The sequence below is a fragment of the Rhizosphaericola mali genome (assembly GCF_004337365.2).
GTDB lineage: Bacteria > Bacteroidota > Bacteroidia > Chitinophagales > Chitinophagaceae > Rhizosphaericola > Rhizosphaericola mali.
Genome location: NZ_CP044016.1, coordinates 4,574,641 through 4,588,073, shown reverse-complemented (window position 1 = coordinate 4,588,073; position 13,433 = coordinate 4,574,641). Strand labels below are relative to the sequence as shown.

General features: G+C 38.8%; 6 protein-coding genes, 3 tRNA genes and 2 rRNA genes. 5 read left to right on the top strand and 6 right to left on the bottom strand.

Annotated elements, in window-relative coordinates; genetic code table 11:
• Positions 1-79: 79 nt before the first annotated feature.
• The 4 genes from E0W69_RS19780 to E0W69_RS19765 form a co-directional block, all read right to left on the bottom strand.
• Positions 80-2,888: ribosomal RNA gene (locus E0W69_RS19780) — 23S ribosomal RNA — on the bottom strand.
• 161 nt (positions 2,889-3,049) lie between these two features.
• Positions 3,050-3,123 (bottom strand) — tRNA-Ala (locus E0W69_RS19775).
• A 15-nt stretch (positions 3,124-3,138) separates the two neighbouring features.
• Positions 3,139-3,212 (bottom strand) — tRNA-Ile (locus E0W69_RS19770).
• A gap of 148 nt (positions 3,213-3,360) precedes the next feature.
• A 16S ribosomal RNA gene (locus E0W69_RS19765) occupies positions 3,361-4,881 on the bottom strand.
• The 16S and 23S rRNA genes sit together here with 2 tRNA genes alongside, the layout of an rRNA operon.
• Positions 4,882-5,401: 520 nt before the next feature.
• Here E0W69_RS19765 and E0W69_RS19760 point away from each other — a divergent pair.
• The 3 genes from E0W69_RS19760 to E0W69_RS19750 all read left to right on the top strand — a co-directional run bounded on the left by E0W69_RS19760 (position 5,402) and on the right by E0W69_RS19750 (position 8,933).
• On the top strand, positions 5,402-6,994 hold the full coding sequence (locus E0W69_RS19760) for a S41 family peptidase (RefSeq protein ID WP_131331775.1): 1,593 nt from the start codon (positions 5,402-5,404) through the stop codon (positions 6,992-6,994).
• Positions 6,995-7,065: 71 nt separating this feature from the next.
• Positions 7,066-7,139, top strand: a tRNA-Asn gene (locus tag E0W69_RS19755).
• Positions 7,140-7,316: 177 nt separating this feature from the next.
• A complete protein-coding gene (locus E0W69_RS19750; RefSeq protein ID WP_131331774.1) occupies positions 7,317-8,933 on the top strand; it encodes a glycoside hydrolase family 28 protein in 1,617 nt (538 codons plus the stop codon).
• Between the two features lie 66 nt (positions 8,934-8,999).
• On the opposite strand, the gene E0W69_RS19745 is transcribed toward E0W69_RS19750, so the two are convergent.
• The gene (locus E0W69_RS19745; protein WP_131331773.1) at positions 9,000-10,730 is read right to left on the bottom strand and encodes a phospho-sugar mutase; all 1,731 of its coding nucleotides are present in this window, start codon (positions 10,728-10,730) and stop codon (positions 9,000-9,002) included.
• A gap of 26 nt (positions 10,731-10,756) precedes the next feature.
• Positions 10,757-11,263, bottom strand: a complete 507-nt coding sequence (locus E0W69_RS19740; protein WP_131331772.1) for a phosphoribosyltransferase family protein — start codon at positions 11,261-11,263, stop codon at positions 10,757-10,759.
• Positions 11,264-11,563: 300 nt separating this feature from the next.
• Here E0W69_RS19740 and E0W69_RS19735 point away from each other — a divergent pair, with 300 nt between their 5' ends.
• Positions 11,564-12,880, top strand: a complete 1,317-nt coding sequence (locus E0W69_RS19735; protein ID WP_131331771.1) for a (Fe-S)-binding protein — start codon at positions 11,564-11,566, stop codon at positions 12,878-12,880.
• A gap of 63 nt (positions 12,881-12,943) precedes the next feature.
• Positions 12,944-13,378, top strand: a complete 435-nt coding sequence (locus tag E0W69_RS19730; RefSeq protein WP_131331770.1) for a hypothetical protein — start codon at positions 12,944-12,946, stop codon at positions 13,376-13,378.
• The last annotated feature ends 55 nt before the right edge of the window (positions 13,379-13,433 follow it).

The following is a 13,433-nucleotide window of genomic DNA, read 5'->3' as shown; positions in this document are numbered from 1 at the left end:
ATAATTTATTATAATCCTTAATTCATAACTACTCCATATTTAATATCGTGACATATTGAAAAACTACTCTCTTTTTAATTTTATAAAGCTTACGGGCTATTAGTACTGCTCAGCTAAGATGTTACCACCTGTACACCTGCAGCCTATCAACGTAGTCGTCTCCTACGACCCTTAACAGTAAACTCATCTTGAGATAGGTTTCACGCTTAGATGCTTTCAGCGTTTATCCTGTCTGTACATAGCTACCCAGCAATGCAATTGGCATCACAACTGGTACACCAGCGGTACATACGCTCCGGTCCTCTCGTACTAAGAGCATGTTCCCTCAATTTACTTGCGCCCACCACAGATAGGGACCGAACTGTCTTGCGACGTTCTGAACCCAGTTCGCGTGCCACTTTAATCGGCGAACAGCCGAACCCTTGGGACCTTCTCCAGCCCCAGGATGTGACGAACCGACATCGAGGTGCCAAACCTTACCGTCGATATGAGCTCTTGGGTAAGATCAGCCTGTTATCCCCGGAGTACCTTTTATCCTTTGAGCGATGGCCCTTCCATACAGAACCACCGGATCACTTTAGCCGACTTTCGTCCCTGTTCGACGTGTCTGTCTCACAGTCAAGCACCCTTATACCAATATGCTCTGCGTACGATTACCAACCGTACTGAGGGTACCTTTGCAAGCCTCCGTTACTTTTTAGGAGGCGACCACCCCAGTCAAACTACCCGCCATACAATGTCCCCAATCGCATTGGGTTAGGTCCTAAACAACAGAAGGTTGGTATTTCAACAGTGACTCCCCGACTCCTGGCGAAGCCGGCTCATAGTCTCCCAACTATCCTACACATCGGTTGTTCAAGATCAATGTAAAGCTGTAGTGAAGGTTCACGGGGTCTTTCCGTCCCGTGGCGGGTAACCGGCATCTTCACCGATACTACAATTTCACCGGGCTCGTGGAGGAGACAGTGTGCAACTCATTAGACCATTCGTGCAGGTCGGAACTTACCCGACAAGGAATTTCGCTACCTTAGGACCGTTATAGTTACGGCCGCCGTTTACTGGGGCTTCAGTCAGAAGCTTTGGATTACTCCGAACATCCTTCCTTAACCTTCCAGCACCGGGCAGGCATCAGGCTCTATACTTCATCTTTCGATTTCGCAGGGCCCTGTGTTTTTGTTAAACAGTTGGTCGCACCATTTTATTGAAACCACATTGCTGTGGTACGCTTTATCCCGAAGTTACAGCGTTAATTTGCCTAGTTCCTTCTCCACGGCTCACCCGAGCGCCTTAGAATACTCTTCCCATCCACCTGTGTCGGTTTACGGTACCAGCCGCTATACTCGCTTTTCTTGGAACCTTCTCCCCTTCTTCACTTTGTCCGTAGACTCCGTTCAACGCACTATTCCGTAAGTACGTAGAAAGCTTGAAGATCCGTCACTTTTAATGTATAGCAGGTTCAGGAATATTAACCTGATTGCCATCAGCTTCCCCTTTCGGGTACACCTAAGGACTGGACTAACCCTGATCCGATTAACGTTGATCAGGAACCCTTGGATTTTCGGCGTTAAAGTTTTTCACTTTAATTATCGTTACTTATACCTACATTTTCTTTTGAAATCGCTCCACCATACGTCGCCATACGGCTTCGGTGCAATTTCAATGCTCCCCTACCAATGATACACTTAAGTGTACTATTACAGAGCTTCGGTTCATGGTTTGATACCCGATCATTTTCCGTGCAGAATCTCTCGACCAGTGAGCTGTTACGCACTCTTTAAATGAATGGCTGCTTCCGAGCAAACATCCTGGCTGTCCTAGAAATTCCACCTCGTTTGTTTAACTTAACCATGTATTGGGGACCTTAGCTGCTGTTCTGGGTTATTTCCCTCTCGGCCCTGCACCTTAGCGCACAAAGCCTCACTGCTGCAGATATTTGTTAGCATTCGGAGTTTGTCAGGATTTGGCAGGCGGTGAAGCCCCCTAGTCCAATCAGTAGCTCTACCTCTAACAAAATTCTTAATGCAACGCTGTTCCTAAAAACATTTCGGGGAGAACGAGCTATCTCTCAGTTTGATTGGCCTTTCACCCCTATCCACACGTCATCCCAAGACTTTTCAACGTCAACGGGTTCGGTCCTCCAGTTTGTGTTACCAAACCTTCAACCTGCACATGGATAGATCACAAAGTTTCGCGTCTACACCTACTGACTATGCGCCCTATTCGGACTCGCTTTCGCTACGGCTCCATTTTTTAAAAACTTAACCTCGCCAGTAAATAGTAACTCGTAGGTTCATTATGCAAAAGGCACGCCGTCACTTCTTGCGAAGCTCCGACCGCTTGTAGGCGTACGGTTTCAGGTACTATTTCACTCCGTTGTTCACGGTTCTTTTCACCTTTCCCTTACGGTACTGGTTCACTATCGGTGTCTGAGGAGTATTTAGCCTTACCAGATGGTGCTGGCAGATTCACACAGGATTCCTCCGGTCCCGCGCTACTCAGGATACTGCTCGTCCTAGTTAATTTCTGTTTACACGGCTTTCACGCTCTGCGGCTTACCTTTCCAGGTAATTCTACTTGATAACTATTTCTAAATGCAGTCCTACAACCCCGATACCGCACGCGGTATCGGTTTGGGCTATTTCCTGTTCGCTCGCCACTACTTGGGAAATCATTTAATTATTTTCTTTTCCTCTCCCTACTTAGATGTTTCAGTTCAGGAGGTTGGCTCTCTTGCGAGTGCTATATCTTCAATATAGCGGGTTGTCCCATTCGGAGATCTTGGGATATAATGCTCGTGTGCAGCTCTCCCAAGCTTTTCGCAGCTTACCACGTCCTTCTTCGCCTCTCAGACCCTAGGCATCCACCATACGCCCTTATTTCACTTTAAATTTCTTTATTTACCCTGTCTAATAGTGTGGTGATCACACTATTAAACAGCATTGATTTCGTTTTCCAATATGTCAAAGATCTTTTGAGTTATAAGTAATAAGTGATGAGTTATAAGTAATTGAATACTTACGACTTAAGACTGACTACTTCTTACTCACTGTGGAGGATAACGGATTCAAACCGTTGACCCCCTGCGTGCAAAGCAGGTGCTCTAGTCAACTGAGCTAATCCCCCGAGTTATTTAACTCGTAGACCCGCCCAGATTTGAACTGGGGACCTCTACATTATCAGTGTAGCGCTCTAACCAACTGAGCTACGAGTCTGTCTATATAGCGACTCTTCGCCCTGAGGCATGAGCTGCATCCCTTACGCCCTTTCTTCTTATCTATAAGAACTTTTCTTCTGTACTCTCGTACAATATTTTTAAAAGACAATAAAACTACTAAATATTAAAAACCTTCGTATCTCTAAAAAGGAGGTATTCCAGCCGCACCTTCCGGTACGGCTACCTTGTTACGACTTAGCCCCAATTACTAGTTTTACCCTAGGCGGATCCTTTCGGTTACCGACTTTAGGTACACCCAGCTTTCATGGCTTGACGGGCGGTGTGTGCAAGGTCCGGGAACGTATTCACCGTAGCATTGCTGATCTACGATTACTAGCGATTCCAGCTTCACGGAGTCGAGTTGCAGACTCCGATCCGAACTGAGATAAGGTTTTTGAGATTCGCGCCTTGTCACCAAGTGGCTGCTCTTTGTCCTTACCATTGTAGTACGTGTGTAGCCCCGGGCATAAAGGCCATGATGATTTGACATCATCCCCTCCTTCCTCGCGCCTTACGGCGGCGGTCTCATTAGAGTGCCCAGCTTAACCTGATGGCAACTAACGATAGGGGTTGCGCTCGTTGCGGGACTTAACCCAACACCTCACGGCACGAGCTGACGACAACCATGCAGCACCTTGTTTCGTGTATATTGCTATAAATAGACCTTTCAATCTACGTCACTCACATTCTAGCCCGGGTAAGGTTCCTCGCGTATCATCGAATTAAACCACATACTCCACCGCTTGTGCGGACCCCCGCCAATTCCTTTGAGTTTCAACCTTGCGGTCGTACTTCCCAGGTGGATTACTTAATGCTTTCGCTCAGACACTTACTATCGTATCGCAAATGTCGAGTAATCATCGTTTAGGGCGTGGACTACCAGGGTATCTAATCCTGTTCGCTACCCACGCTTTCGTGCCTCAGCGTCAATCGTCCTTTAGTCAGCTGCCTTCGCAATCGGTGTTCTATAACATATCTATGCATTTCACCGCTACATGTTATATTCCGCTGACCTCAGCGACATTCAAGATCTATAGTATCAAAGGCAGTTTGTAGGTTAAGCCTACAGATTTCACCTCTGACTTATAAATCCGCCTGCGCACCCTTTAAACCCAGTGAATCCGGATAACGCTTGCACCCTCCGTATTACCGCGGCTGCTGGCACGGAGTTAGCCGGTGCTTATTCTTCTGGTACTGTCAAATATCTTAGAAAAGATGGTTTTCGCCCCAGATAAAAGAAGTTTACAATCCAGAGGACCTTCATCCTTCACGCGGCATGGCTGGTTCAGACTTTCGTCCATTGACCAATATTCCTTACTGCTGCCTCCCGTAGGAGTTGGGCCCGTGTCTCAGTGCCCATGTGGCTGATCATGCTCTCACATCAGCTAATGATCGTGGTCTTGGTGGGCCGTTACCCCGCCAACTAACTAATCATACGCACATCCGTCTTATCCCCTTACGTTTAATATTCTACTCATGCGAACAAAATATACTATGGAGTATTAATCCGGTTTTCACCGGGCTATCCTCCAGGATAAGGTTGGTTATGTACGTGTTCCGCACCCGTTTGCCGGTCGCCACCATCCGAAGACGTGCTGCCCCTCGACTTGCATGTATTAAGCCTGCCGCTAGCGTTCATCCTGAGCCAGGATCAAACTCTCCATTGTAAATGTTGTTGTTTGACCCGACTAGCTTCTCTCGAAATCTATTCGGTTCTTGTTGTTTTTTCGTTTATACTTCAGGTTCTTTTTACCCTTCGTTTTACTGTCTTTCAAAGATCTTTTAAAACTACTCTCTAGTAATCTTATTGCCAAATGTTAACCTCTCAGCCAATCATCCGTTCCGCTTAGCGGGTTGCAAAGGTAAGTGATTATTTTTATTTAAACAAAATTTATTTTTTATTTATTTTTCTAACTTACTCATTTTCAAGAACTTATCTCGTTATTCGCTTCCGTTTAACGGGTTGCAAAAGTAAACCAAATATTTAACTTAAACAAATTTTATTTAAATCTTTTTTCACCTCTTTCTTAGAACTCTTCCCCCACTTCCGTAAGGGGGCGCAAAAATACAAACTTTTTTCATCTGGCAAAATATTTTGAGAAGTTTTTTTAGTTTTTTTTCGAAAATAGGCAAGATTGGACGCTGTTTATATATTTATATAGATATTCGCACAACTTAAATGGTCGCATGAAAAATAAAAAGTTATCTATTTTAAATCCTATTTTATTTTCCCTAGTTATGATTGTAGGGATGTTCGTCGGTTTTAAACTTAAAAAAGAACGCAATGGTGCTTCTTTTTTTAATAACGAACAAAAAACGCCTACAGAGGAAATATTATCATTAATTAATAAAGATTATGTCGATCCTGTAAATCCTGACAGTTTGCAATTGAAGGCAATTGATGACTTACTGTCTCAACTTGACCCACATTCTAAATATATAACGCCCGAAAAAATAAAATTATTAAATGAGGAATTGAATGGAGAGTTTAAAGGAATGGGTCTTGAATTTATGATGTATCAAGATACAGCAACCGTCCTTTATTCTATTCCAAATGGTCCAGCGGCAAAAGCTGGTCTAAAATTAGGAGATCGCCTTTTGTCCATTAATGACAATATCTCATTGATTAATAAGAGATATAATATGGATAGTATTTACAAAATTATCGCAAATGCTCCTGGCAATAAGATACAATTAAAGATTCTAAAAGATGATAAAATAGGTACGGTCGAAGTTGAGAAAAGCATTGTACCACTTATATCTGTTCCTGCTGCGTTTATGTTGGATAATCAAACAGCCTTTGTTAGAATAGATCGATTTGCGGAGACTACTTACCCTGAATTTATGGTACAAGCGGAGCGATTGAAAAAGCAAGGAGTGCAAAATATCATTTTAGATTTGAGAGGAAATGGTGGAGGAGCCTTTCAACAAGCGGTTGACTTGTGTGATGAATTCCTTGCAGATAGTAAATTAGTAGTATATACGGAAGGGAATAAAGTTGGCAAAAAGGAATATTATACCAAGAGAGATGGCTTATTTGAAAAAGGGAAAGTAGTCTTATTGGTAGATGAGGAAACTGCATCGGCTAGCGAAGTGTTATCTGGAGCCATACAAGATTGGGATAGGGGAACCATTATCGGCAGAAGAACTTTTGGCAAAGGATTGGTACAGGAACAATATAATCTGACTAATAATGGAGCGCTTCGCTTGACTATTGCACGTTATTACACACCATTGGGGCGTAGTATCCAAAAACCTTATGATAAAAACTTAGCTGACTATGATGAAGAAGTAACTCATAGATTTGCTGACGGAGAAGTGGAAAAAGGAGATACAAGCAAAAATCGAGGCAAAGCATATAAAACACCTCATGGCAAAGTAGTTTACGGAGGAGGAGGTATAACTCCTGATATATTTATTCCATATAACCCAGAAATTTTACCTACGGAAGTTTACATGCTTTATATAAATGGGTTGATGAATCAATTTGTCTTCAAATATTATTCTGAAAATAAAACTCAAATTGATCAGTATGGTAATATCCAACAATATGTTCAACAATTTAATCTGAATGAAAGAGCATGGACAGAATTAGTACAATTTGCTCAACAACATAACATATTTATCCAAAATGTAAAACCCAAAGCAAAGGCAGACTTGTTACTACATATCAAGGCTTATATCGCTAAATTGAAATGGCAAGGAGAAGGTTTCTATAGAGTAATGAATCCACAGGATCCATTTATACAACAGGCCATAAATGTCATTTCAAAAAAATAAGAAAAAAGGAATAGAAATATTTGGATATAATTTTTCAAATATTATCTTTGCCGCCCTGTCAGAATAGACATTCCTCCTTAGCTCAGTTGGTTAGAGCATCTGACTGTTAATCAGAGGGTCGTTGGTTCAAGTCCAACAGGGGGAGCTGAAAATCAAGAAGTTATGAAGTTTAATTCATAACTTCTTTTTTATTTGATACATCATTCGATACATTATCTAGCCTGAATATCAAACACTGCAGCTGTTAAAACATTTGCATTCATTTGACAAAATCGGAAACATTAGTCCATTACATTTGTCAGACATCTAATTTCCCTGATAAATGAAGAAATTTTTATTCACCATTGGCATTTTTACCGCAGCTACACACATACAAGCGCAAAATTTTGTTCCTTTTCATGTAACCGAACCCATTTTTTCCAAAAACAATGTAAACATAGCAGCAAAAGGAGCTGTTGGTAATGGTCAATATTTAAATACATCCATCTTACAAGATGCAATTGATTCTATCAGCAAATTAGGAGGGGGAACAATAATCATTCCGGAAGGTATTTGGCTAACTGGGCCAATAGAATTACAAAACAACATTCGGTTACAACTTAATCAGAATGCATTACTATTATTTACACATGATTTTTCCCAATATAAAATCGTAAAGGATATGTATGAAGGAATGCCAGAATGGCGAAACCAACCATTAATCTGGGGTAAAAATTTGTCTAATATTGCAATTACTGGTAATGGAGTAATTGACGGCAATGGCAATTACTGGCGTATGATGAAAAAAGATAAAATGCTGCCGACTGATTGGAATAATTTAGTCCAAACTGGCATATTGAGTAGCGATGGCAATACCTGGTATCCAACTATTTCCGCAGAAAAAGGAAGTCATACCCAAAATGCAGGCGATGCTTTACATGGAGAAACTGCGAAAACTTACGAGGATATCAAAGATTATCTTCGTCCCAAATTGATCACCTTAAATCATTGTAGCAATATTCTAATTGAAGGTGTAACTATTCAAAACTCTCCGGCATGGACAATTCATCCTTATAATTGTTCTGATGTAACATTGAGAGATATACATGTAAAAAACAATTGGAATGCGCAAAATACGGATGGTATCGATGTAGAAGCTTGCAAAAATGTACAAATATTACACTCCATATTTGAAGATGGTGATGATGGTATTTGCATAAAATCTGGGAAAAAAGTAACCGATTGGTCTCCAAATATCCCAACAGAAAATGTTATTATAGCAAATTGTACGGTCTATCGTGCTCATGGCGGTATTGTGATTGGAAGTGAAATGAGCGGAGGTGTTAAGAATCTACGAGCAACAAATAATACATTTATGGGAACAGATATCGGACTGCGGTTCAAAACAACACGTGGTCGTGGTGGCATTGTTCAAAATATATTTGTAGATAATTGCAATATGTTGAATATACGTTATGACGCTGTTTTATTTGATATGTATTATACCGCAATATCTCCTTCTGATAAGGAAAAAGCACCTAAAATTGAAAGCGTAAAAGTAGATGCATCCACACCTCAATTTAAACATTTCCGTATAAATAATATTCGAGTAAAAGGAGCGCGACGAGCATTATTCGTTAGAGGTTTGCCAGAAATGCCCATACAAGATATTCAACTTTCAAATATGACGATTGAAGCGCAAAATGGCATGGAATGCACAGAAGCCAAGAATATTCATTTGGATAATTGTCAATTCATCACGCCCACCAATAAACCAGTTATTCAATTAAATAATAGTCAAAATCTAACTTTTAAAAAAGTAATATTACCTAATGACACAAAAATTGGATATCAAATTACAGGAGCAAAAAGCACAGGGATTACAATTGATGGTTTAAAAAATAAAGACCCTATTCAAATAAATAACGAAGTTTCCAAAAATGCAGTCATTCTTTATTAAATGCATCTAAATAAAAAAGCCGAATTGCAAATTGCAATTCGGCTTTTTTATTTAAAAGAAGGTGATTTATTTATCCCAACCCAAACTTGTAACAGTTGCATCTATTTTGTCATGCAAAGCTTTTACTTTTTCATCATATGCTTCTTTGTTTTCTAAAGTCGTATTTACGCTAAAGTAAAATTTGATCTTAGGCTCTGTACCTGATGGACGTGCAGATATTTTTACGCCATCTTCTGTGTAGAATTGTAGTACATTGCTCTTTGGAAGATCGATTGCCCAACTTTCGCCAGTCAATAGGTTTTTACCTTCACCTAATTGATAATCAATAATTTTAGCCACTTTGCTTCCGTTGATTTCTTGTGGCGGATTTGCACGGAAATCTGCCATCATCTGAGCGATTTCTTCTTGACCATGCATTCCTTTTTTCACGATGTAAATCAATTTTTCCTGGTACAATCCGTATTGGATATACAAGTCAATCAATTTATCGAAAAGCGTACGACCTTTATCTTTTTCATAGGCCGCCATTTCACAAAGAATTGCCACCGCAGAAACGGAATCTTTATCTCTCACTTGATCGCCGATCATCAAACCAAAGCTCTCCTCTCCTCCTACGATATAATTTTCTTTACCTTCTAATTCTCTAATTTTTTCAGCGATCCATTTGAATCCGGTCAAAACATTATAACAACTCAAACCATTCTTAGCGGCAACACTGTCAATCATTTCTGAGGTAACAATCGTCTTAATGATCATATCATTAGGTTGATTAATTCCTTTTGCTTTCCTAGCTTCTATCAAATAAGAAAATGCCAGAACCGCAGTTTGATTACCGTTCATCAATTGCCATTCGCCTTTGTTATTTTTAATCGCAACTGCAACACGATCCGCATCTGGATCCGTTCCCAACAAAATATCTGCATCCAATTCTTTCGCCAAATTCAAACCTAAAGTCATTGCTTCAGATTCTTCAGGATTTGGATAAATTACTGTAGGAAAATTACCGTCTGGAACCTCTTGTTCTTTTACAATATGTACATTATCAAAACCAAATGCTTTCAATACCGGCGGCACCAATTTGATACCACTTCCGTGGATTGGCGTATAGACAATTTTCAAATCATGTTGGCGCGCAACGACATCAGGATATACGCTCAAGCCTTTTACCATAGCGATGTATTTCTCATCCATTTCGGCACCGATGATCGTAATATTTGCTTCGCCTCCAGACCATTTTACTTCATCAATACTTTGAATCAATTCTACTTCTTTGATGACATTTTTGTCATGTGGCGGCACTAATTGACCACCATCATCCCAATAGGCTTTATAACCATTATATTCTTTTGGATTATGGGAAGCTGTGCACACCACACCACCTTTACAACCAAGGGTACGAATTGCGAAAGACAATTCTGGTGTAGGACGCAATGAATCAAATAAAAATACTTTAATACCATTAGATGCAAATACGTTAGCAGTGGTTTCAGCAAAAAAACGACTATTATTACGACAATCGTGGGCAATCGCAACACTGATTTCAATATCTCCGTATGTTTTTTTCAAATAATTGGCGAATCCTTGTGTCGCCATGCCGACCGTATATTTATTCATACGATTGGTACCTACGCCCATCAATCCACGCAAACCACCTGTTCCAAATTCCAAATCTTTATAAAATGCATCCACTAAATCATCGGGAGCACTTTCTTGTAATTTAGTAATTTCATTTTTCGTATCTTGGTCATAACTACCTGATAACCAAGAACCTACTTTTGCTTTAATAGCTGCATCCATAGTTTAAGTATTAAAATTTTCTTTTATTAATTATTTGAAATAATATATGCTCCGACAACTTCTTCTTTTTCTATTGATAATTTGACAAAATCATTTTTAGTCGTGGCAATAGATAATCCTACAAAATCAGATTTTACAGGATATATTTTATGCATGCGCTCCACCATTACCAATGTTTGTATTTTTTTAGGTAAAAATTCTAATAGAGGTTTCAAGGCATATAGCAGCGTGCGACCACTATTACTAACGTCATCCACCAAGATAATTTCTTGATCAGTAATATTTATTTCTGGTTGAATATTAGAAATGCGCAAATCCTCCTTATCAAATTTTAATTGAGCTATAGAAATTGGAATTTGAATATAATTTTTCAGAAATTCTGCGATTTTGGACGCAATAACCATTCCACTATTTTTGATACCGATAAACAAAAGTGATTTTTCATCTTCGATACTTTCAGCAATTTCCAATGCCATGCGGTGCATTTTTTCCAATGCTTCCTCTTTCGTCAGAATTTTGTTGTTCTCTTCCATTCTACATTTAATAAGAACTCAAACCTAAGCTAAAATTATATTTTGACAAAAGGCAAAATGGTCATTTACCTAAAAATCATTTACCTCCTAAACAATGCGCAAAATAAAAGAGTTCACTTTCCTTTTTTTGACGTAAATCAACAATCAATCTAACTAATTGAATTTCAATATTTTAAATAAAAATAAAACACATAAACTAACAATTATTTGTTTTCATTTTTACAAAATATCTTGCAACCCAATTTGATGTTGACAGAAAAATGACAAATCTATTATCTTCGCAATATATCCTTGAATATTATGCATTTACTATTAGAAATTATATTTATTGCTATTCTCGCGTTTGCCATTTGGTTCTTTGCAAAAAACGTGAAGAAAATTAGCCGTAATATCCAATTAGGCAGAAAAGATGAGATCAATGACCATAAAGATCTTCGATGGAAAAATGTACTTTTATTGGCATTTGGACAAAAGAAAATGTTCAAAAAACCGGTTGTCGGCGTGCTTCACTTTTTAGTATACGCGGGTTTCATCATCATCAATATAGAAGTGATGGAGATATTGTTGGACGGTATTTTAGGAAAACATCGCTTATTTTCCTTCGCTGGCGGTTTGTATACATTTCTAATTGATTGTTTTGAAATACTTGCTTTCTTAGTTTTAGCAAGTTGTGCGATATTTTTAGTAAGACGTAATATATTAAAAATCAAAAGGTTAAATAATAAAGATCTGAATGGTTGGCCTAAAACAGATGCAAATGCCATCTTGTGTACGGAAATCATATTGATGAGTTTATTCCTTTTGATGAATGGTTGCGATACCTTATTGCAACAAAGAGGTTTTGGCGAATATGGCGAAACAATTACCGGTAATTTTGTACTTTCTCAGTTCTTACATCCGTTATTAAGTGGATTAAGCAGCCCAGCATTAGAAGGTATTGAACGTACTTGCTGGTGGTTGCACATTGTAGGTATATTGGCATTTTTAAATTATTTACCTTATTCCAAACATTTACATATCATATTGGCTTTTCCAAATGCGTATTATTCTCGCTTGATTCCAGAAGGCGAAATGAAGAATATGAAAGATATTCAAAATGAAGTTTTGTATGCGATGCAACCGGAATTAGCACCAACAGAAGCGCCATCTGAGAAAACGAATTTTGGAGCGAAAGATGTTTTTGATCTTAGTTGGAAAAATCTTTTGGATGCATATTCTTGTACCGAATGTGGTCGCTGCTCCGCGGCGTGTCCAGCAAATCAAACAGGCAAATTATTGAGTCCGCGCAATATCATGATGCAAACGAGAGATCGTCTTACTTCTGTGGGAGAAAATATTGATAAAAACGGAAAATTTGAAGAGGATAATAAATCTTTATTGAGAGATTATATTTCTGAAGAAGAATTACGTGCATGTACGACCTGTAATGCATGTGTAGAAGAGTGTCCAGTAAGTATTTCTCCATTAGATATTATCTTACAAATGCGCCGTTACCTTGTGATGGAAGAAAGTAATGCTCCTGCAGAATGGAATGGTATGTTCAGCAATACCGAGACCAATTTCGCTCCTTGGAAATTTTCTCCAGATGACAGAGACGCTTGGGTCAATGAGATGTAAAATTAAACTTTGACATCATATTTTTAGTCTAAGTTTGCATATAGAAAATTTAATCTAAGGAAAATGAAAAAAAGATTTTTAGTATTATTTGTATTAGGTTTGGGATTATCAAGCGCAACATTTGCACAAAGTTCTTTATTATCTAAAGCAGAATCTGCAATCAGCGGAGGAAGTGCATTGTCTATGCTTTCTGGTGGCACAAGTGTTAGTTCTTTAACAAAAACAATTGTTGAAAAATCATTAACTCCAAAATTGAGTTTGACAAGTGCCCAGACACCAGGTGTTACATCTGCCGTTTCTGATTTTTTAACAAAGAAAAAATCAATTTTGTCTTTGGCACAAACAGATAAGAGCGCTTACACAACAAAACAAAATTCATTATTTTCTAGTTTGAAAACTAAGTTAGCTGGAATCTTATTGAAACAACAAATGAACAAATTTTTAGGATTGCAATCCTCTACTAGTTCCTCTAGCCCATTATCTCTATTATTCAAATAATCATTGAATTAGAAATATATAAAAAAGCCTTCCAAAATCTTGGAAGGCTTTTTTG